22 protein-coding genes are annotated in these 20,486 nt (G+C 62.8%); 10 read left to right on the forward strand and 12 right to left on the reverse strand.

The features are described from left to right. Positions 1 to 14: 14 nt before the first annotated feature. Together AAEQ75_RS17140 and AAEQ75_RS17145 are read right to left on the reverse strand one after the other, a co-directional pair. A complete protein-coding gene (locus AAEQ75_RS17140; RefSeq protein ID WP_143507246.1) occupies positions 15 to 1,469 on the reverse strand; it encodes a TrkH family potassium uptake protein in 1,455 nt (484 codons plus the stop codon). A gap of 3 nt (positions 1,470 to 1,472) precedes the next feature. Next, positions 1,473 to 2,927: a TrkH family potassium uptake protein gene (locus tag AAEQ75_RS17145; protein ID WP_343349864.1), complete on the reverse strand. Its 1,455-nt coding sequence runs from the start codon at positions 2,925 to 2,927 to the stop codon at positions 1,473 to 1,475. A gap of 150 nt (positions 2,928 to 3,077) precedes the next feature. Between AAEQ75_RS17145 and AAEQ75_RS17150 the strand changes: the two genes are divergently transcribed. Further along, a complete protein-coding gene (locus AAEQ75_RS17150; protein ID WP_037002400.1) occupies positions 3,078 to 3,449 on the forward strand; it encodes a YkgJ family cysteine cluster protein in 372 nt (123 codons plus the stop codon). A gap of 312 nt (positions 3,450 to 3,761) precedes the next feature. Beyond that, the gene (locus AAEQ75_RS17155; protein ID WP_343349866.1) at positions 3,762 to 4,322 is read left to right on the forward strand and encodes a nitroreductase family protein; all 561 of its coding nucleotides are present in this window, start codon (positions 3,762 to 3,764) and stop codon (positions 4,320 to 4,322) included. A 12-nt stretch (positions 4,323 to 4,334) separates the two neighbouring features. On the opposite strand, the gene AAEQ75_RS17160 is transcribed toward AAEQ75_RS17155, so the two are convergent. The 5 genes from AAEQ75_RS17160 to AAEQ75_RS17180 form a co-directional block, all read right to left on the reverse strand. After that, positions 4,335 to 5,663 (reverse strand): sensor histidine kinase, encoded by a 1,329-nt coding sequence (locus AAEQ75_RS17160; protein ID WP_343349867.1) that lies wholly within the window; start codon positions 5,661 to 5,663, stop codon positions 4,335 to 4,337. 63 nt (positions 5,664 to 5,726) lie between these two features. Next, positions 5,727 to 6,140, reverse strand: a complete 414-nt coding sequence (locus AAEQ75_RS17165; RefSeq protein WP_179576283.1) for a Spy/CpxP family protein refolding chaperone — start codon at positions 6,138 to 6,140, stop codon at positions 5,727 to 5,729. 277 nt (positions 6,141 to 6,417) lie between these two features. Then, complete coding sequence (locus AAEQ75_RS17170; protein WP_343349868.1) at positions 6,418 to 7,095, reverse strand: response regulator transcription factor; 678 nt, start codon at positions 7,093 to 7,095, stop codon at positions 6,418 to 6,420. A gap of 3 nt (positions 7,096 to 7,098) precedes the next feature. Further along, positions 7,099 to 7,473 (reverse strand): translation initiation factor 2 (IF-2, GTPase), encoded by a 375-nt coding sequence (locus tag AAEQ75_RS17175; RefSeq protein ID WP_125835437.1) that lies wholly within the window; start codon positions 7,471 to 7,473, stop codon positions 7,099 to 7,101. A gap of 41 nt (positions 7,474 to 7,514) precedes the next feature. Further along, positions 7,515 to 7,814, reverse strand: coding sequence for a YciI family protein (locus tag AAEQ75_RS17180; RefSeq protein WP_074940120.1), 300 nt, complete (start codon positions 7,812 to 7,814; stop codon positions 7,515 to 7,517). 120 nt (positions 7,815 to 7,934) lie between these two features. On the opposite strand from AAEQ75_RS17180, the gene AAEQ75_RS17185 reads away from it, so the two are divergent. The 7 genes from AAEQ75_RS17185 (at position 7,935) to rluB (ending at position 14,052) form a co-directional block, all read left to right on the forward strand. Further along, the gene (locus AAEQ75_RS17185; RefSeq protein WP_099525358.1) at positions 7,935 to 8,801 is read left to right on the forward strand and encodes a PHP domain-containing protein; all 867 of its coding nucleotides are present in this window, start codon (positions 7,935 to 7,937) and stop codon (positions 8,799 to 8,801) included. A 13-nt stretch (positions 8,802 to 8,814) separates the two neighbouring features. Next, positions 8,815 to 9,441 (forward strand): L-threonylcarbamoyladenylate synthase, encoded by a 627-nt coding sequence (locus AAEQ75_RS17190; protein WP_343349870.1) that lies wholly within the window; start codon positions 8,815 to 8,817, stop codon positions 9,439 to 9,441. Positions 9,442 to 9,667: 226 nt separating this feature from the next. Beyond that, positions 9,668 to 10,843: a tryptophan--tRNA ligase gene (locus AAEQ75_RS17195; protein WP_343352420.1), complete on the forward strand. Its 1,176-nt coding sequence runs from the start codon at positions 9,668 to 9,670 to the stop codon at positions 10,841 to 10,843. Positions 10,844 to 10,983: 140 nt separating this feature from the next. Next, positions 10,984 to 11,682 carry a segregation and condensation protein A gene (locus tag AAEQ75_RS17200; RefSeq protein ID WP_166432412.1) on the forward strand — a complete coding sequence of 233 codons (699 nt, stop codon included), beginning with the start codon at positions 10,984 to 10,986 and terminating at the stop codon, positions 11,680 to 11,682. Further along, a complete protein-coding gene (scpB, locus tag AAEQ75_RS17205) occupies positions 11,679 to 12,488 on the forward strand; it encodes an SMC-Scp complex subunit ScpB (RefSeq protein WP_343349872.1) in 810 nt (269 codons plus the stop codon). Before AAEQ75_RS17200 ends, scpB begins: the two co-directional genes overlap by 4 nt. 97 nt (positions 12,489 to 12,585) lie before the next feature. After that, positions 12,586 to 12,768: a DUF1289 domain-containing protein gene (locus AAEQ75_RS17210; RefSeq protein WP_099525363.1), complete on the forward strand. Its 183-nt coding sequence runs from the start codon at positions 12,586 to 12,588 to the stop codon at positions 12,766 to 12,768. 126 nt (positions 12,769 to 12,894) lie between these two features. Beyond that, positions 12,895 to 14,052, forward strand: a complete 1,158-nt coding sequence (rluB, locus tag AAEQ75_RS17215; protein ID WP_055987125.1) for a 23S rRNA pseudouridine(2605) synthase RluB — start codon at positions 12,895 to 12,897, stop codon at positions 14,050 to 14,052. A gap of 112 nt (positions 14,053 to 14,164) precedes the next feature. On the opposite strand, the gene AAEQ75_RS17220 is transcribed toward rluB, so the two are convergent. The 5 genes from AAEQ75_RS17220 to AAEQ75_RS17240 all read right to left on the reverse strand — a co-directional run bounded on the left by AAEQ75_RS17220 (position 14,165) and on the right by AAEQ75_RS17240 (position 19,147). Continuing rightward, positions 14,165 to 15,091, reverse strand: a complete 927-nt coding sequence (locus tag AAEQ75_RS17220; protein ID WP_079783992.1) for a GGDEF domain-containing protein — start codon at positions 15,089 to 15,091, stop codon at positions 14,165 to 14,167. Positions 15,092 to 15,332: 241 nt separating this feature from the next. Beyond that, entirely contained in the window at positions 15,333 to 16,073 is a 741-nt protein-coding gene (locus AAEQ75_RS17225) for a YciK family oxidoreductase (RefSeq protein WP_343349874.1), read from the reverse strand. 88 nt (positions 16,074 to 16,161) lie between these two features. Next, the gene (mupP, locus tag AAEQ75_RS17230) at positions 16,162 to 16,833 is read right to left on the reverse strand and encodes an N-acetylmuramic acid 6-phosphate phosphatase MupP (RefSeq protein WP_343349875.1); all 672 of its coding nucleotides are present in this window, start codon (positions 16,831 to 16,833) and stop codon (positions 16,162 to 16,164) included. Positions 16,834 to 16,838: 5 nt separating this feature from the next. Further along, on the reverse strand, positions 16,839 to 17,537 hold the full coding sequence (gene ubiG, locus AAEQ75_RS17235) for a bifunctional 2-polyprenyl-6-hydroxyphenol methylase/3-demethylubiquinol 3-O-methyltransferase UbiG (RefSeq protein WP_343349876.1): 699 nt from the start codon (positions 17,535 to 17,537) through the stop codon (positions 16,839 to 16,841). 290 nt (positions 17,538 to 17,827) lie between these two features. Continuing rightward, positions 17,828 to 19,147, reverse strand: coding sequence for a TRZ/ATZ family hydrolase (locus tag AAEQ75_RS17240; protein WP_343349877.1), 1,320 nt, complete (start codon positions 19,145 to 19,147; stop codon positions 17,828 to 17,830). 157 nt (positions 19,148 to 19,304) lie between these two features. On the opposite strand from AAEQ75_RS17240, the gene mtnA reads away from it, so the two are divergent. Continuing rightward, a complete protein-coding gene (gene mtnA, locus AAEQ75_RS17245; protein WP_343349878.1) occupies positions 19,305 to 20,381 on the forward strand; it encodes an S-methyl-5-thioribose-1-phosphate isomerase in 1,077 nt (358 codons plus the stop codon). Positions 20,382 to 20,486: the final 105 nt, after the last annotated feature.

A 20,486-nucleotide genomic window follows, 5' to 3' on the forward strand; every position in this document is an offset into this window, starting at 1 on the left:
GGTCCGTCAACCACTCAATGGCGCCAGAAGGCGGGGAACAACAGCACCAGCACCGTGAGGATTTCCAGGCGCCCGAGCAGCATACCCAGGCTCAGTAGCCACTTGGCCGTATCGGGGATGGTGGCGTAGTTGCCGGCCGGGCCGACCATCTCGCCCATGCCCGGGCCAACACCGGAGACCATTGCGGCAGCGCCGGTCAGCGCAGTGATCCAGTCCACGCCGCACATCGCTACTGCCAGGGCCAGCGTGGCGATGGTGATGGTGTAGAAGAAGGCGAAGGCCAGGATCGAACGAACGATGTCTTCATCCAGCCGGTGATGGTTGTACTGCTGCTTGATCACGGCGCGCGGGTGGATGAGCTGCTTGAGGTTGGCCTTGAGCAGGATGTAGGCGACCTGGAAACGGAAGATCTTCAGACCGCCTGCGGTAGAGCCGGAGCACCCGCCAACGAAGCCAAGGTAGAAGAACATCATGCTGGCGAAGGGGCCCCACAGGTGGTAATCACCCACGGCGAAGCCGGTGGTGCTCATGATCGAGGTAATGTTCACCGCCACCAGGCGTAGTGCATCGAGCCAATACAGGTCGGTGGTGAACCATTTCCAGCCAGCCAGCACGAACCAGCTACCCACCAGCAGCAGCAGAAAGCCACGCACTTGCGCATCGCGAATCAGTGCGCGGTAGTTGCCACGTAACGTGCTGACGTAGAGCACGAACGGCAGGCTGCCGAGCACCATCACCACGATGGCGACCCAGTGAACCGCAGGCTGTTGCCATTTACCCAGCGACGCGTCCGAGGTGGAGAAACCACCGGTGGCGATCGCCGACATGGCGTGGTTGATCGCATCGAACACGCCCATGCCTGCCAACCAGAAGGCCAGTACGGCGAAGGTGCTGAGGCCGACGTAGGCCAGCACCATGTACTTGGCGACCATGTGCGAGCGCGGCATGACCTTTTCCGAACGGTCCGAGGACTCGGTCTGGAACAGGCGCATGCCACCGATACGCAGGATCGGCAAGATCGCCACGGCCATGCCGATGAAGCCGATGCCGCCCAGCCAGTGCAGCAGCGAACGCCAGATCAGCGTGCCGGGCGACATGTCGTCGAGGCCGCTGAATACGGTGGCGCCGGTGGCGGTAATGCCGGACATGCTCTCGAAGTAAGCGTCGGTAATGCTTGCGCGTTCGGCGAACATGAATGGCAGCGCAGCGAAGATCGATACCATCACCCAGCTCGACACCGTCAGCATGTACATGTCGCGTGGGCGCAGTTGCGTCTGTTTGGGTCTGCCCTGGGCGATCATGGCGATGCCGACGAGTGCGGTGATCAGGCTCGACCAGAGGAAGGCATTGATCTTCTGTGGCTGCTCGAAAATCAACAGGGTGATCACCGGCACCAGCATGCTCAGTGCCAGAGTGATGAGGAAAATGCCGTTGATGAAGGCGAGGATGCGCAGGCTGGCTAAAGGCATCGGTCAGTGTTTCCAGAAGCTGCGGGTGATCAGCACCAGCACGGTCAGAATTTCCAGGCGGCCCAGCAGCATGCCGGCACTTAGCAGCCACTTGGCTGAATCCGGCAGGCTGGCGAAGTTGCCGGCCGGGCCGATGATCGGGCCGAGGCCCGGGCCGACGTTGCACACCGCGGTGGCAGCGCCGGTCAGCGCGGTGACCCAATCCAGGCCGGTAAGGGTCAGGGCCAGGGCCAGCACGCCGATAGTGATGGTGAAGAAGAAGGAGAAGGTGATCATCGAACGCACGATCTCTTCATCGAGATTGTGGTTGTTGTACTGCTGCTTGATCACCGCGCGGGGGTGCACCAACTGCATCAGGTTGGCCTTGAGCAGGACATAGGCGACCTGGAAGCGGAAGATCTTCAGGCCGCCTGCGGTGGAGCCCGAGCAGCCGCCGACGAAGGTCAGGTAGAAGAACAGCAGCACGGCGAAGCTGCCCCAGGTGGTGTAGTCGCCGAGGGCGAAGCCGGTGGTGGTGACCACCGAGGTGACGTTTACCGCGACGATGCGAAAGGCGTCGAGCCAGGCGTAGTCCGAGTTGATCCACAACCAGGTGCCGAAGACCAGCCAGGTCAGCAGCAAAAAACCGATGAAGCCGCGAACCTGATGATCTTTGAACAGGGCGTTGCGATTGCCGCGAATAAAGGCGACGTAAAGCATGAACGGCATGCCGCCAAGCAGCATCAGGACCACCGCCGTCCAATGCACGGCCGGTTCTGGCCAGTGCGCCAGGGACACGTCCGAGGTGGAGAATCCGCCGGTGGAGATCGCTGCCATGGAGTGGTTGATGGCGTCGAAAGGGCTCATGCCTGCCGCCCAGAAGGCCAGGAAACCCAGCAGCGTCAGGGCCAGATAAATCACTAACAGATACTTCGCCGCCATGTGCGAGCGTGGCATTACCTTCTCGCCCCAGTCCGAGGATTCGGTCTGGAACAGGCGCATGCCACCGACGCGCAGCAGCGGCAGAATGGCGACGGCCATGCCAATGAAGCCGATCCCGCCGAGCCAATGCAGCATCGAGCGCCAGATCAGGATGCCGGGTGACATGCTGTCCAGGCCAACCAGTACGGTGGAGCCGGTGGTGGTGATGCCGGACATGGTTTCGAAGATGGCGTCGGTGTAACTGATATGTGCAATCAGCATCAACGGCAGCGCGGCGAAGGCGCACACCACGGTCCAGCTTCCGGTGGTGAGCAGGTACATATCTCGTGGTCGCAACTGAGCGTTTTGCGGTCGACCGGGAGCCACCAGAGCGAGCCCTGTGATCAGGGTGATCAGGCTGGACCAGAGGAAAGCGTTGAGATCTTCCGGGTGCTCGAAGATCAGCAGCGTCAGCATCGGAATGGCCATGCTGATCGCCAGGGTAATCAGGAATATGCCGATGATGAAACCGATGGTACGTAGCGTCGGCAAGGCCATTTAGGGGGCTCTGGCGGGTTGTAAAAGTGCGCCATTCTACCCGTGGACGGGCGGCTGTAAACCGCTGCACCAAGGGGCTTTACAAGCGCATCGCCAAGCATAGAATAGCCGCCAGTTGCCGACGTCCGTCGGTTTCCGAGTCCTCCCCAAATGTCCGAAGCTAATCCTTGCCTTACGTGCGGCGCCTGCTGCGCGTTTTTTCGTGTGTCCTTCTTCTGGGGTGAGTGCCAATCCGCGGGCGGTAGCGTGCCGGATGAGCAGGTTATCCAGATCAGCCCTCATTACGTCGCCATGCGTGGCACGGAGAGCAAACCGGCACGTTGCACGCAACTGTTGGGCGATGTCGGTTGTGGGGTGCGTTGCACCATGTATGAACAGCGTTCGAGTAGCTGCCGCGAGTTCGAAGCGTCATGGGCGAACGGTGAGCACAACCCGCGTTGCGACGATGCGCGCAAGGCTTACGGTCTGCCACCGCTCACTCCGCCGGTGCAGCCGGTGATATCGCCTGACCGCGTCGCCTGACGGCAGCTCAAAACGCAGGTAAAGCAGGGCATCGTCTGGACAGCCGAAGCGCGTTTGTGGAGGGTGTCTCGGGGCGAAGCTTTGCCATTGCAGCGTTCTCTCGATTCGCGGCGGGGCGCCGCTCCTACAAGGCGATGCGGTGCCTGCGGCGTTTGCTTAGGAGCCCCGCCCCGGAGTGAGGCCTTTTGCTTTACGGTGTGTTTGCGATTCGCCGCGAGGCGCGGCTCCTACAAGACTCTTGCATACCGCTGAGCTTGCAGCTTGCAGCTTGCAGCATTGAGAATGCGCCATCTTTGTTTTTGGAGGTGGCCGATGGAAGCTCTCGACGCTCTGCTCAACCGTGTTTCTGTTCCTCGCCTGGTCGAACCAGCCCCGGATGCCGCGCAGCGTGACCTGATGTTTCGTGCCGCCCTGCGCGCCCCGGATCATGGCCAACTGCGTCCCTGGCGTTTTCTGACGATCGAAGGGGCGGCGCGTGAGCGCATGGGCGAACTGTTCGCCGAAGCCTTGCAGGTCGCCGATGCGCAGGCCGCGCCGGAGGCGCTGAACAAGGCGCGTGGCATGCCGCTGCGTGCTCCATTGCTGGTGGTGGTGATCGCTCGCGTGCAGGCTCATCCCAAGGTGCCGGCCTCCGAGCAGGTGATCGCGGCTGGCTGTGCCGCGCATGGCATGCTGCTGGCTGCGCATGCTCAGGGCATCGGCGCGGTCTGGCGCACCGGCGACATGGCCTACGACGCCCACGTGGGCAAAGGTCTGGGCCTGGCGGCGGACGAACAGATCATCGCCTATCTCTACCTCGGCACGCCGGAGCGTGAGCTGCGCCGCGCCCCGGAAGTGGTCGTCGAGGATTTCGTCAGCGCCTGGCAGGGCTGATCGACACGCGCTTCAGCCTGCCTGCTGCCTGGTCGGCAGGCTGAGCGTGGCAACGAAGCCGCCTTCTGGATGGTTGGCCAGCAGCAGCTCGCCGCCATGGCGCTGCGCGGCTCGGCGTGCGATGGCCAGCCCGAGGCCGTGGCCGGTGCTGCTCTGACCGGGTGCACGAAAGAAAGGTTTGCCCAACTGCTGCAGGTGCTCGCTGGCCACGCCAGGGCCATGGTCGCGCACGCTCAGCGTGACGCTTGCACCCTGGCGCTGCATGCTGATGACGACAGGCTGATCCGCTGGGCTGAAGCGCAAGGCATTGCGTAGCAGGTTGTCCAGCGCGCGTTCCAGCATGTCTGGCCAGCCTTCCAGGCGTGCCGCGGGGTCGAGATCGATCTGCAACTGTTGCTGTGGGGCGGTCAGGCGAGCGTCTTCCTGCAGTTTGCCGAGCAGGGCGGCCAGATCGACGGGGTGCGCATCGCCCGGGTCTGCATCCAGGCGCGCCAAGGCAAGAATTTCGCTGATCAGCGCTTCCAGCCGGTCACACTCCTGACTCAGGCGTGGCCACAGCCTTTCTCGTTCTGCCACGTCGGCGCGCTCTGTCAGAGCCAGGGCGATGCGCAGGCGCGCCAGGGGGGAACGTAACTCGTGGGAGACATCGCGCAGTAGCTGGCGCTGGCTACCGATCAACCCTTGCAGGCGCTCGCCCATGCGGTTGAAGTCCTTGGCCAGCAGGCCCAGCTCGTCGCGGCGGGTGGCCAGACGAGCCAGGCTGTTCTGCTGATAGGCGGTCTGACCGAGGTCATGCACTGCGCCGCGCAAGCGGTCCAGTGGGCGGGTAATCGACAGCGTCAGCATCAGGCTGAACAGCGTCAGCACCACCAGGGCAATAGCGATGGCGCTGAGTGGCCAGAACAGGCTGCCGCGGTGCCAGGCTGCCAGTTCCGGGTGTGGAATTCGGTAGATGAACAGGTAGCTTTCGCCGCTTTCCGGGCTGGTGTATTCGGCGGTCAGACGCCGCCAGGGCAAGCGACGGTCGTCGCCTTGACGCGCCTCGAAGGCTGCGGCACGGGACGGAAAAGTGCCTTTGACCAGTTGCTGGCCGCTCTCGCCAAGCACTTGCGTGTCGATGCGGTATTCGCGTTTGCGCTGTTCGAGAAAGTCCTGTGCGGCTGCTGGCCCCTGCTGTTCGTAGCGCTTGACCCATTTGCTGTCGAGGCCATCCAGGCCTGGGTGCAGGCTCAGAATCCAGGCGTCCTGATTGAGGGCGCGCCCCAGCAGCAGCGACAGGCCGGCGACCAGTGCGATGCCCAGCCAGAAAGTCGCCAGAATGCGCCAGAACAGTGAACGCACGGTAATTCCTCATGCAAAAGCCGCCGGGCTCTGGGAGCGCGGCGGCGGGTTTAGGGGCGTCGATCAGTTGCTCTTGCTGTCCTTCTCAGCCTTCCAGGCCTTGAATTCGGCCATCTCGGCGCGACGGGCTTCCATTTTTTTCTGGTGCTCGTCGAAGGCCTTCTGCTGCTCGGGGTTGAGCAGGTCACGCAGGGCCTTGTGCTGGTCGGCGCGGGCCTTGTCCAGTTCTTTCTTCATGGCCTGCTTTTCTGCTTCCGGCAGCTTGTCCAGGTAGCGCTTGGTGATGTCGCGATGGGTTTTCATCTGATCGCCCATCAGTTTGCGAAATTCCTGGCGCTGTTCCTTGCTCAGGTTCAGCTCCTTGAACATGCCGGGGCCGCGGTCGTGGTGGCGAGGGCCACCGTCTTGCATGGGCATGGCGAAAGCCAGGGTCGGCAGGGTGGCAGCGAGCAGCAGGGCGGTGAGGGTCTTACGCATGGTGATTCTCCTTGTCTTGAGAACCTGTTTTACGATCTAGCGAGCCAGAGTCATGCAAGGCGAAAACAGACGAGGAAGCGGAGTGTACTGTTGTACATGAGCATTCCGAGTCTGTTTTCAACGCAGCAGGGCCGGCGCGCAGCAGGTCGTAAACATGTTCCGAGGCCGGTAAGTACCGGATGGGCTCATTATGCGGCGGTCAAGGTCAAGGGCAGTCAGGTGTGGGTAAAGCTTGGGTAAAGGCGATGTTGCGGGTTATTTACGCTGCGCCAGGCAGTCACTGCGCGTAGTAATAACCGCGACTGCGCAAGGCGAGAATGCGTGGGCGGCCATCCGGATGCGGGCCGAGCTTCTTGCGCAGGTTGCTGACGTGCATGTCCAGGCTACGGTCATACAGCGTCAATTTGCGGCCCAGGGCGAGTTGCGCCAGGGCCTGTTTGTCCACTGGCTCGCCCGGCTGCTGCAGCAGGGCCTCCAGCAGGCGGCTTTCGGAAAGCGTCAGGGGAACGTCATGTTCGCCAATACTGACCACCCCACGATTGGGGCTGAATCGGAGGTCGCCCAGCTCCAACTGGCTGCTTGCCGGTGCGGGCACGGTGCGGCGCAGCACAGCGCGCAGGCGTGCGGTCAGCTCGCGAGGGTCACAAGGCTTGGCCAGGTAGTCATCGGCGCCTAGCTCCAGGCCAAGGATACGATCCAGGGGTTCGCCCCTGGCCGAGAGCATCAGCACTGGCAGTTCCGGATGCTCGCCACGCAATTGCTTGAGCAGCTCCAGGCCGCTGCCGTCCGGCAGCATGACATCCAGCACCACGGCCTCCGGCGCGTGCGTGACGAGGGCCTGGCAGGCGCCGCCGGCATCGTGGCAAGCCGTGACCTGAAAGCCTTCCTGGGTCAGCCAGCGGGTAAGCAGCTCGCAGAGTTCCTGATCATCATCGATCAGCAGTAGTCGGTTCATGGGTTAGTTGATCCACTCGCGACGGGTCTTGCGAGAGCCGCGCAACAGTGCGCCGAATACCATCGAGATCAGGCTCAGGGCAGCGCCAACGGCGAACCAGGTCTGTTCTTCGCTGAGCAGGCGAGGTTGAGCCTGAGCCTGGCTTTCCTTCAGTTGCATGCGCAGGCGCTGGTTTTCCTGGCGCAGGCGTTGCAGTTGCACGGCGCTGCTCGCTTCCTGCTCGTTGCGCAATTGCTCACTTTGCGCCAGGCGCTGCTCCAGCGCCTGGGTGTCGAGCGGCGCTGCAGGGGCAGATGGCTCAGAGGGTTGTTCTTCTGCCTGTACCGAAGCACAAGTCAGCATCACGGTGACCAGCAGGGACAGCGGGATCGAGCGCATCGCGATTCCTTGTGTGCGAGAGCAGCGTTGGTAGAACTCTTTCAGGGCAGTACTTTCTTGAAGGGTTTGACCAGAACGTTGGCATACACTCCGGCGGTTCGATATGGGTCGGCGTCGGCCCATTTCTGCGCAGCTTCGAGGGAGTCGAACTCGGCAACCACCAGGCTGCCACTGAACCCTGCTGGGCCCGGATCGTTGCTGTCGACGGCCGGATGCGGGCCGGCCAGCAGCAGGCGGCCTTCCTGCTTCAACTGCTCCAGGCGAGCGAGATGAGCGGGGCGGGTGGCCAGGCGATTTTCCAGGGAGTTTTCGACGTCGGTGGCGATGATGGCGTAGAGCATCTCAATCCTTATTTGGGGTCGAAGCGGGGAGGGATGAAGCATTTTCGCCGCACGGCAAAAGCCTGCTTGCGGCGGATGTGGGGCATAATAACAAACATCAATCTCAACGAAAGCGCCGCCATGATTGTCGATTTGCACTGCCACAGCACCGCCTCCGATGGCGCCCTGGCTCCCGCCGTACTGGTGGCCCGAGCGCATGAACGGGGCGTGCGGCTATTGGCGTTGACCGATCATGACACCCTGGAAGGTCTCGATGAGGCGCGTCGTGCTGCCGAACCGTTGGGTGTGAAGCTGGTCAACGGTATCGAGTTATCCTGCACCTGGGGTGGGGCGACCATCCACGTATTGGGCTATGCCTTCGAGCGCGAGGCGCCAGCGCTGTGTGCTGCCATAGAGGCCCTGCATCACGGGCGCTGGCAGCGTGCCGAGGAAATCGACCGACGCCTCTCGGCTAAAGGCATGCCGGGCGCACTTGAGGGCGCACGTGCTGTCCAACAGGAATTGGGCGACAGTGGCAACGCGCCGGCGCGTCCACATTTCGCCGAATTTCTTGTGCGCGCCGGCCATGTGCGCGATCGCGCCGAGGCGTTTCGCAAGTGGCTGGGCTCGGGTAAGTTGGGTGACGTCAAGCAACATTGGCCTATGCTGGAAGAAACCGTCGCCACTTTGCGTTCGGCCCGGGCCTGGATCAGCCTGGCGCATCCGTGGCAGTACGACTTTACTCGCAGTAAGCGTCGACGTTTGGTGGCCGATTTCGCGGCGGCCGGCGGTCATGCCCTGGAAGTGGTCAATGGCATGCAGCCGGCCGAGCAAGTCGGCGGTTTGGCGATTCTGGCGCGCGAATTTGGCTTGATGGCCAGTGTCGGCAGCGATTTCCATGCGCCCGGCGACTGGTCCGAGTTGGGCATGTATCGCCCATTGCCTGATGACCTGACTGCGCTCTGGGAGCGCTTCGAACATGCACAGCCATCCGCTGTCACTTCATGAGCTGGGAGCAAGTGTGAGTCAATTTTTCCAGGTTCACCCGGAAAACCCACAGGCACGCCTGATAAAACAGGCTGTGGAAATCATTCGTGGCGGCGGCGTGGTGGTCTATCCGACCGACTCTTCCTATGCGCTGGGCTGCATGATCGGTGACAAGAATGCGGTAGAGCGCATTCGCCGTCTGCGTCAGCTCGACGACAAGCACAACTTCACCCTGGTTTGCCGCGACCTCTCGCAGATCGGTCTGTTCGCCAAGGTCGACACTGCCGCTTTCCGCCTGCTGAAGAATCACACCCCGGGCCCTTACACCTTCATCCTCAACGCCACTCGCGAAGTGCCGCGAATGTTGCTGCACCCCAAACGTCGCACCATCGGCATCCGCGTACCCGGCCACCCGATCGCCCTGGCGTTGCTGGAGCAACTGGGCGAGCCGTTGATGAGCGTCAGCCTGATCATGCCGGGCGATGAGTTGCCGATGTCCGACCCCTACGAGATGCGCCAGATTCTCGAGCATCATGTGGACCTGATCATCGATGGCGGTTTTGGTGGTCTGGAAGCCTCTACCGTGGTCAATCTGGCCGACGACAGCCCCGAGGTCGTGCGCGTCGGTTGCGGTGACCCGACGCCGTTCAGCGATCTCTGAAGCGAGGCCGGAAAAATCCGTCATGCCCGCGCCGGCGGGCATCCAGAATGTTCGAGTGATCTGGGCTTCCGTCTTCGCCGGAGTGACGATCAAGCGCTTTTTCAAAACATCCCTGACACCGCCTTTTCCGTTGTGAGCGCAGCTACCCTATACTCCGTGGTCTTGTCTGGATTATGGATAGAACGGTTTGAGCCTTAACGACTCTGAGCGTCGGGTGTTGTCAGGGATGCGTCCGAGTGGTCGCCTGCACCTCGGGCACTACCACGGTGTATTGAAGAACTGGGTCAAGTTGCAGCACGAGTACGACTGCTTCTTCTGTATCGTCGACTGGCATGCCCTGACCACCGAATACGCCGATACCGGCCAGCTTTCCCAGCACGTCATGGATATGGCAGTGGATTGGCTGGCCGCAGGCGTAAGCCCCAGCTCTGCAACGCTGTTCGTACAGTCACAGGTGCCGGAGCATGCCGAGCTCCACGTGTTGCTGTCGATGATCTGCCCGCTCAGCTGGCTGGAGCGCGTGCCGTCCTACAAGGAGCAGCAGGAGCACCAGAGCGGTAAAGACCTCTCCACCTACGGTTTTCTCGGCTACCCGCTGCTGCAGGCCGCGGACATCCTGCTGTACCGCGCCGGGCAGGTGCCGGTCGGTGCCGATCAGCTCCCTCACATCGAATTTGCCCGTGAAGTGGCGCGCCGCTTCAACCACCTGTACGGCAGCGAACCGGATTTCGAGCGCAAGGCTGAAGCTGCCATCGGCAAACTGGGCAAGAAGCTCGGTAAGCTCTACAGCAACCTGCGCAAGGCTTATCAGGAGCAGGGTGACGCACAGGCCCTTGAGACGGCGCGGGCCTTGCTCAAGGAGCAGACCAGCATCACCCTCGGCGACCAGGAGCGCCTGTACGGCTATCTCGAAGGTGGCGGCAAGGTGATTCTGAGCGAGCCGCAGCCGATTCTTGCCGAGTTTTCGCGGGTACCTGGCCTGGACGGACAGAAGATGGCCAAGTCCAGCGGCAACGCAATATTCCTGCGCGATAGCGATGCTGAACTCGAGGAAAAACTGCGGCGCATGCCCACCGATCCGGCCCGCGTACACCGTGACGATCCAGGTGAGCCGCAGCGTTGCCCGGTCTGGTCGCTGCATCAGCTGTATTCCAGCGACGAGCAATTGCATTGGGTGATCGAGGGTTGTCGTAGCGCCTCGATTGGTTGCCTCGACTGCAAGAGCACGCTGTGCTCCTCTCTGCAGGCCGAGCTTGCGCCGCTCCAGCAGCGCGCCATCGACTACGAGGAAAGCCCGGACCTGGTGCGCAGTATTCTCGCCGAAGGCGCCGAGCGCGCGCGTGACGAGGCGCGTGAAACCCTGGCCGAGGTGCGCATGGCCGTGGGCCTGAATTACCGTTGAAGGAGCGCCCGTCGATGAGCGAGCCCGCCACGCCAACCCCCGACAGTCAGGCCGGTGCCCAGCAGGAGCTGCCGTTCGCCCTGGTGTATGGCGAGGCGGTCACCGAGCTGCCACTGGATCTGTACATTCCCCCGGATGCCCTGGAAGTCTTCCTCGAGGCCTTCGAGGGGCCGCTGGACCTGCTGCTCTATCTGATTCGCAAACAGAACATCGACATCCTCGACATCCCGGTGGCCGAGATCACCAAGCAGTACATGGGCTACGTTGAGCTCATGCACTCGGTGCGTCTGGAGCTGGCTGCCGAATACCTGGTGATGGCCGCCATGCTGGCCGAGATCAAGTCGCGCATGCTGCTGCCGCGCTCGACCGAGGCCGAGGAAGAAGAGGACGACCCGCGTGCCGAGCTGATTCGTCGCCTGCAGGAATACGAGCGCTTCAAGGCCGCTGCCGAAGGTATCGACGAGCTGCCGCGTGTCGGCCGCGACGTGACCGTACCGAAACTGGATGCTCCCGAAGCCCGCGCGCGCAAGCTGCTGCCGGACGTCAGCCTGGAGGAGGTGCTGCTGTCGATGGCCGAGGTGCTGCGCCGCGCCGACATGTTTGAAAGCCACCAGGTTACCCGTGAGGCCCTGTCGACCCGCGAGCGTATGAGTGAGGTGCTGGAGCGCCTCAAGGGCGGGGCGTTCGTGCCGTTCGTCGAGCTGTTCGCTGCCGAAGAGGGCCGACTAGGCGTGGTGGTGACCTTCATGGCAGTGCTCGAATTGATCAAGGAATCCCTGGTCGAGCTGGTGCAGAATGAGCCCTTCGCCGTTATTCACGTCCGAGCCCGTGCCGAATGAATCTCAACGATCCCAAAGACCTGGCCCAATTGCTCGAAGCCTTTCTGCTGGCTTCGGGCAAGGCGCAGTCGCTCGAACGCCTTTTCGAACTCTTCGAAGAGGGTGAGCGGCCCGAGCCTGAGCAGTTCAAGGCGGCGCTGGAGGTCCTGCGTCTGTCCTGTGAGGGTCGCGCCTTCGAGTTGAAGGAGGTGGCCTCGGGCTACCGCCTGCAGGTGCGTGAGCGCTTCGCCCCCTGGGTTGGCAGGCTTTGGGAAGAGCGTCCGCAGCGTTACTCCCGTGCGCTGCTGGAAACCCTGGCGCTGATCGCCTACCGCCAGCCCATCACCCGTGGCGAGATCGAGGACGTACGCGGTGTGGCGGTCAACAGCAACATCACCAAGACCCTGCTCGAACGCGAGTGGATTCGCGTGGTGGGCTATCGCGATGTGCCGGGGCGCCCGGCGATGTTCGCCACTACCAAGGGCTTTCTCGATCACTTCAACCTGAAAAGCCTCGACGAACTGCCACCGCTCGCCGCTCTGCGCGAGCTGGAGCCCGAGCCTGAACTGGCGCTGGATGACGACGCCGAGGTGCCGGCTGGGTTGCAGGCACGCGCCGATCTGGCCTTGCAGGACGACGGTGAAGCCTCCGAGCCCCGCGAGGAAACCAGCTTCCGCAGCCTGCTGGCCGAGCTGGATACCATGGAGCAAGGGCTCAAGACCGATTTCGATGACCTGCGCCTGGCCGATGAGGACGAGGCAGGCGAGTCGGATGAAACGGTCGAAGACGATCTGGCTGACCTTGACGGCGATCAGCCGTTGCATTGAGTGTGTGTAAGCCAGCTATCGAATACTTCAATCTCGCTGTTGTGTGCTCGGCCTTTATTCTGGCGCCCATCCGATCCTTCTCGGCCCAGGAGCGCCCATGAGCAAGAGCCCGTGCATCAAGGTCTGTGAATTCGAAAAGGACATCTGCCTCGGCTGCGGCCGTAGCCGCCAGGAAATCAAGGGCTGGAAGCGTCTGGACAAGGGCGAACGCCTGGCTTTGCTGGCCGAAGCCGATATGCGTCTGCTGGCACTGGAGGCGACCGGGCGGCGCAAGTTCTGAGCGTGCCGAGCGCTGATTCGGCGCTTTTCGCTGTCGTTTGGCCGAGCCTCGTCTACCCTAAGGGCTCCGTAGTGCGTATGATGCGCGCCCTTCGATCATCAACTACTACACCGGGAGGTGCCCACGATGACTGAGCACGAACAACCGCGTCCTGCAGGCGAGAAACTGCAGAAAGTCCTGGCCCGCCTCGGGCTGGCTTCGCGCCGCGAGATCGAGACCTGGATCGCCGAAGGTCGGGTCAAGGTCAACGGCGCTGCTGCGACCCTGGGCCAGCGCGTCGATGCCAACGACGCCATCGCTCTTGATGGCCGCTTGCTCAAGCGCGAAGAAATCACCGGCTCGGTTCGCCGCGTGCTGATCTACAACAAGCCGGATGGCGAGATCTGCACCCGTGATGACCCGGAAGGCCGCCCCACCGTATTCGATCGTCTGCCGCGCCCCAAAGAAGGCCGCTGGATCAACATCGGTCGCCTCGATATCAATACCACCGGCCTGTTGCTGTTCACCACTGACGGTGAACTGGCCAACCGCCTGATGCACCCGTCCTATCAGATGGACCGCGAATACGCGGTGCGTGTGCGTGGCGAAGTCACCGAGGAAATGCTGGAGAACCTCAAGAATGGCGTGATGCTCGAGGATGGTCCGGCCAAGTTCACCGACATCAAGGAAGCGCCCGGCGGCGAAGGCTTCAACCACTGGTACCACTGCGTGGTGATGGAAGGGCGTAACCGCGAAGTGCGTCGCCTGTGGGAGTCCCAGGGCCTGGTAGTCAGCCGCCTGAAGCGCGTGCGTTTCGGCCCGGTTTTCCTCACTTCCGAGTTGACCATGGGCCGCTGGCGCGAAATGGACCAGCGTGAAGTGGACATTCTCAGCGCCGAAGTGGGCCTGACCCCGCAGGCGCTGCCGGCGATGAAGGAAAAGACCCGCGAGAAGCTCGACCGTCTGCAGCGCAAGTCGGCCAAACCGGTGGAGGTGCGTGGCAAGCGTGTGCTGCGTCCGGCCAAGGATGAGGCAGGGGCCGAGAGTACCCGCCCGAGCCGTGCGCCGCGCCGTGAGGATGGCGAGCAGCGCGCGCCGCGTGGCCCGCGCAAAGACAGTGGTGAGCGTCGTGAAAACGGTCGTGGCACGCCGGTAGCGGAGCGCCCGAGTGATGTGAAGAAGCGTCAGCCGCGTCCGGCCGTCGAGTTGTCCGAGCGTCCGGCACGCAAGCCGCGTCCGGCAACACCCGGTAAGCGTCCACCCGCCGGCGATGGTCAGCGCCCCGGCTTCGGCCGCAAGCGCTGATAAACGAAAAGGGACTCCGCGGAGTCCCTTTTTTCATTCTGTGTCCCGAATCTAGCTTGAACCATTGCCTTCAGAGCATTCCCGTTTCATCCGGGCTACGCAGGGCGGCCTCTCAGCCGGCCATGGACAGGCGGTTACGGCCTTCGCGTTTGGCCACATAGAGTGCGTTATCGGCGCGGCGCAGCAGGCTTTCGGCAGACTCGCCCGGCAGCAGGCTGGAGCAGCCCAGGCTGATGGACACGTCGATGGCGCGGCCGGCATCCAGGCATTGCAGTTCCATCACCGCAAAGCGCAGGCGCTCGCCTACCAGCGCAGCCCCCTCGCGGTTGGTGCCGGAGAGAATCACCAGAAATTCCTCGCCACCGTAGCGAAAGACCATATCGATATTGCGCAACTGGTTCTTCAGAGTCTGGGCGACCGCTTTCAGTACTTCGTCGCCAAGCGTGTGGCCATGGTTGTCGTTGATGCTCTTGAAGTGATCGATGTCGAGCATCAGCAGTGACAGCGGTTGCAGGTTGCGGCGGGCCAGATCCACCTCACGCTGCAGCACCTGATCCATGGCGATGCGGTTGCCGGTGTCGGTCAGCGGGTCGCGCAGCGCACTTTGCAGTGCGGTGCGGTAGAGCAGGGCGTTGCGCAGCGGGAACAGCAGGCTGGCCAGCAGCGACTCCAGCTGGGTCAGTTCGTCTTCGGCAAAGCGCTGCTTGCGACGGAAAATCAGCTCACCCAGGTATTCTCCCTCATGGCTCAGGCGATAGCCGGCCGAGTGCGGAGCGCGCTCGCCCAGCTCGAGGCGCAGGTCATGCGACGGATGCTGAAAAGCCAGCGCATCGAACGCCACCAGACGCTGCACTTCACGAAAGAACAGCGTGAGGATTCGTTCCACGTCCAGGCTGGTCTGCAGTTGCAGACTGAGTTGGTGGCGCAGCTCTATCAGGTTCGCGGGCTTGAGCGGCAGATTGCGACTGCCGGTAAAGCCGAGACGCTGCAGCTTGGCGGCATCGAAATCGATGGTGTTGGATTGGCTGGGGGGAACCATGGAGCTGAACCTCTGGCGCTGATGGTGCGACGAGAGGGTTAGAGCGAATTTCGTGCCAGGTGGTTCAAGTTGGCTTAAAGTCTTGTGAAGTCAGTCACTTAGATGTTTTTAAAAGTGCTGCTCGGCAAGTGCTTGCCGGTTGCCTGACGCTGATGCTGGCAATGTGCTGTCGCTTGGCAAGGTTGGTGGCGGATTTTTGTCGGCGATGGCCCGCTGACTAGCAGCGGGCCACGGCGTGCAATCACTGGGCGTCGAACGCCTGGCCGTTGACGCCCTTGCTGTCCGGGCCCATCAGGTAGAGATAGATCGGCATGATCTCTTCCGGCAGTGGGCGGGTCGCCGGGTTTTCCCCGGGGTAGGCTTGCGCGCGCATGGCGGTGCGGGTCGCGCCCGGGTTGATGCTGTTGGCACGCACGTTGGCGATGCCGTCCAGCTCGTCAGCCATGACCTGCATCAGGCCTTCGGTGGCGAATTTCGATACTGCGTAGGCGCCCCAGTATGCGCGCCCCTTGCGTCCGACGCTGCTGGAGGTGAAGGCGACGGAGGCATCCTCCGACAGTTTGAGCAGTGGCAGCAGGGTGCTGCTGAGCATGAACATGGCGTTGACGTTGACGTGCATGACACGCATGAAGTTGTCGCCGGAGAGCTGCTCCAGCGGCGTGCGCGGGCCGAGGATCGAGGCATTGTGCAGCAGGCCATCGAGGCGGCCGAACTCGTTCTCGATCATCACCGCCAGTTCGTCGTACTGGTGCGGCAGGGCGGTTTCCAGATTGAAGGGGATTACCACCGGTTGCGGGTGGCCGGCCGCCTCAATCTCGTCATAAACCTGGCTCAGGTTGGCCTCGGTCTTGCCCAGCAGCAGCACCGTCGCGCCATGGGCGGCGAAGCTCTTGGCGGCGGCGGCGCCAATACCGCGGCCGGCACCGGTGATCAGGATGACGCGATCCTTGAGCAGGTCTGGGCGGGCGGTGTAGTCGAACATGTGAGAATCCTTCGAAGGGCTCTAAGGGTAGGGCGGGCGAAGCCCGCCAAAAATGGCAGAGTGGCCGGGTTTCACCCGGCCTGCGCGATCAACAGCTGCAAATGGCGCGATCGAGCACCGCACGCAGCTCCTGAGGGTGATCCACGACCACATCGGCGCCCCAGTTGCGCGGGTTGTCTTCGGGGTGGATGTAGCCATAGGTCACTGCTGCGGTGCGGCAGCCAGCGGCGCGACCGGATTCGATGTCGCGCGCGTCATCGCCGATGAACAGCACTTCCTCGGGTTTGACCCCCATCTGCTGGCAGGCGAGCAGCAGCATGTCCGGCGCGGGTTTGCTTTGCTCGACATGGTCCGGGCAGACCAGCACTGCCGAGCGTTCGGCCAGATTCAAACCCTGCATGATCGGCTCGGCGTAACGCACCGGTTTGTTGGTGGCGACGCCCCACAACAGGCGCGCCTGTTCGATGTCGTCGAGCAGGGCTTCGATGCCGTCGAACGGGCGGGTGAGGACGGCGCAGTGTTGCTGGTAACGCTCCAGAAACTCCTGGCGCAGGGTTTCAAAGGCGGCCGAGTCCGGGTCTTCATCGAAAGCGCAGGCGACCATGGCGCGAGCGCCGCCGGATACCTGGTCACGAATGGCCTTTTCTGCCACTGGCGGCAGGCCGCGGGTCGCGCGCATGGCCTGGGTAATGGCGATGAAGTCCGGTGCCGAATCGAGCAGGGTGCCGTCCATGTCGAAAAGAACTGCTTTCAAACGCATGCGTTCTACTCCTTGCGCAGCGTCTGGATCATGTAGTTGACGTCGACGTCCGCTTCCAGCTTGTAGTGTTTGGTCAGCGGGTTGTAGGTCAGGCCGATGATGTCCTTGACCTCCAGCCCGGCTGCGCGGCTCCAGGCGCCGAGCTCGGAGGGGCGGATGAATTTCTTGAAGTCGTGGGTGCCGCGTGGCAGCAAGCGCAGGATGTATTCGGCGCCGATCACCGCGAACAGGTACGCCTTGGGGTTGCGGTTGATGGTGGAGAAGAACACCTGGCCGCCCGGCTTGACCAGCGTGTAGCAGGCGCGGATGACCGAGGACGGATCGGGTACGTGCTCGAGCATCTCCAGGCAGGTGACGACGTCGAACTGGCCTGGCATTTCCTTGGCCAGGGCTTCCGCGGTGATCTGCCGGTAGTCGACTTCCACACCGGATTCCAGTTGGTGCAACCTGGCGACCGACAGCGGCGCTTCACCCATGTCGATGCCCGTCACCGTTGCGCCGCGCTGGGCCATGGCCTCACTGAGAATGCCGCCGCCGCAGCCGACGTCGAGAACGCGTTTACCGGCCAGACCGACTCGCTCGTCGATCCAGTTGACCCGCAGTGGGTTGATGTCGTGCAGGGGTTTGAACTCGCTCTCGCGGTCCCACCAGCGGTGTGCCAGGGCCTCGAATTTGGCGATTTCGGCGCGGTCGACGTTGCTCATAAGCATCTCTATTCAAAGCATGGAAAGCATATCGCCGCTATGTTGCCAGTTTAAGAACGGGCGTGGGGCGGCGCGGATTCGTTCAATGTATGTCAGTTTGTCGCAGTGGTTTGGGAATGTTGTCGCGCCCAAGGTTTATCCGCTGCTCATTTATTTCGTTGATACTAGGTCTGCCCCCTCTCCCATTTATGGGAGAGGGTTGGGGAGAGGGCCAGGCGAATAGCTCAGTGTTTCCTGGCCCTCTCCCCCAGCCCCTCTCCCGCAAGCGGGAGAGGGGAGGATAAGCAGTGTTACTTGCTGGCAATTCTGGCTCCCCATTCCCTGGCCTTGGCGATCAGCTCGCTTTCGTCCATGCGCGTCAGGCGGCCGTCGTCCAGCAGCTGCTTGCCGCCAACCCACAAATGCTTGACGCAGTCGCGGCCGCTGGCATAGATGAGTTGCGACACCGGGTCGTAGATCGGTTGCTGGGCCAGGCCGGAAAGATCGAAGGCGACCACATCGGCCAGCTTGCCCAGTTCCAGCGAGCCGGTCTGTGTTTCCAGTCCCAGTGCGCGGGCGCCATTCAAGGTAGCCATGCGCAAGGCGCTGTGAGCGTTCAGGGCGGTGGCGGAGCCGGCGACGGCCTTGGCCAGCAGGGCGGCGGTACGGGTTTCGCCGAGCAGGTCGAGGTCGTTGTTGCTGGCGGCGCCATCGGTGCCAATGGCGACGTTGACGCCAGCCTGCCATAGGCGCTCGACCGGGCAGAAGCCGCTGGCCAGTTTGAGGTTGGACTCGGGGCAATGCACGATGCTGCAATTGTGCTCCACCAGCAGTGCCAGATCCTCGTCATCGATCTGCGTCATGTGCACCGCCTGGAAGCGCGGGCTGAGCAGGCCGAGGCGGGCCAGGCGGGCCAGTGGGCGTTCGCCGTGCTTGGCGACGGCTTCAGTCACTTCCTGGGCAGTTTCGTGCACGTGCATATGAATGCCGGCATCCAGCTCGTCAGCCAGTACGCGAATCTGCTCGAGCTTGTCGTCGCTGACCGTGTACGGCGCGTGGGGGCCGAAAGCGATGCGGATGCGCGGGTGCTGCTTGAGGTCATCGAACAATTGCAGGCTCGTGCGTAGGGCTTCGGCAGCATTGAGTGCGCCGGGTACCGGGAAGTCCAGCACGGGAACGGTGATCTGCGCGCGCACGCCGGCGTTGTGCACGCGTTCGGCGGCGGTCTGCGGGTAGAAGTACATGTCGGAAAAGCAACTGATGCCGCCCTTGATCTGTTCTGCGATGGCCAGATCGGTACCGTCGCGGACGAAATCCTCGTCGACCCACTTACCTTCGGCGGGCCAGATATGTTCGTGCAGCCAGGTCATCAGCGGCAGGTCATCGGCAATGCCGCGCAAAAGCGTCATCGCAGCGTGGCCGTGGGCGTTGATCAGGCCGGGGGTGAGCAGGCACTGCGGCAGCTCTCGCACTTCCGTTGCCGGGTGGCGCAGCGCCTCGGCACGTGGCGCGATCAGTGCGATCTGCCCGTCGCGGATTCCCAGGCCATGATCGCGCAGCACGACCCCGGCTGGTTCCACGGGCACCAGCCAGGTGGGCAGCAGCAACAGGTCGAGAGGAGATTCGGGCATGAGGGCGTCCGTCTGGCTTGATCGATGCAGGGAGGGTCGCCAGTGTATAGATGAACGCACGCAGCTTGAAGTCGTGGGGCGTGCCGGATAGTTCGGCTGGTGCCAGTTGGTCTGCGTATAATCCGCGATTTTTTGGCGGTGACAGATGGAGTGCGCGATGCGCGAGCAATTGCTGGCGGTGGAGAAGGTTCAGGCAATCGAGTGGCGCGATGGTGTGTTGTACCTGCTCGATCAGCGCCTGCTGCCGCATCGGCAGACCTGGTTGCGCTTCGATTCTGCCGCCGAGGTGGCTGACGCGATTCGCGATATGGTGGTGCGCGGCGCGCCGGCTATCGGCATCGCTGCTGCCTATGGGCTGGTGCTGGGTGTCCGTGCTCGTCTACAAGACGGTGGTGACTGGCGTGAGGCGTTGGGGGCCGATTTTGCCTATCTCGAGCGCTCGCGCCCGACTGCGGTAAACCTGTTCTGGGCTCTGCAGCGCATGCGTGAACGCCTTGCAAGACTCAAGGATGGCGACGACATCCTGGCGCTGCTGGAGGCTGAGGCGGTGGGGATTCACCTCAGCGACCGTGAGGCCAACCTGACCATGGCGCAGTTGGGCATGGAGCTGATTCGCAAGCATCAGGGCAATCCGCAAGTGCTGCTGACGCACTGCAATGCCGGTGCCCTGGCAACCGGCGGCTTTGGCACCGCGCTCGGGGTGATCCGTGCGGCGTATCTGGAAGGTTTGGTCGAGCAGGTCTATGTCGATGAAACCCGCCCCTGGCTGCAGGGAGCACGACTGACGGCCTGGGAATTGGCGGGTGACGGCGTGCCGGTCACGCTCAATGCCGATGCAGCGGCGGCTCACCTGATGAAGACCAAGGGCATCACCTGGGTCATTGTCGGCGCTGATCGCATCACCGCCAACGGTGATGTGGCCAACAAGATCGGCACTTATCAGCTGGCGGTCAACGCCATGCACCACGGCGTGCGGCTGATGGTGGTGGCGCCAAGTTCGACCATCGACATGAATCTGGAAAGTGGCGAGGACATCCTGCTCGAAGAGCGCGATGGCCTTGAGTTGCTGGAGGTGGCGGGGCATCGAGTCGCGGCCGATGTGCCTGCGGTCAATCCGGTGTTCGATGTGACGCCGGCGGACCTGGTCGACTACATCGTGACCGAGAAGGGTGTGATCGAGCGTCCTGACGCTGCCAAGCTGGCGCAGCTGATGTGTCGCAAGCGCCTGCACTGAGCTGATCGAGCACGGCTTGCTCCCCGTAGGAGCCCCGCCCCGGGGCGAAGCCTTCGCTCTTTCAGCTTTCCTGCGGTTACCACCTTCGAGGCATGGGCCAGATAT

The organism is Pseudomonas sediminis, from assembly GCF_039555755.1.
In the GTDB taxonomy this organism is placed as follows: Bacteria; Pseudomonadota; Gammaproteobacteria; order Pseudomonadales; family Pseudomonadaceae; genus Aquipseudomonas; species Aquipseudomonas mendocina_D.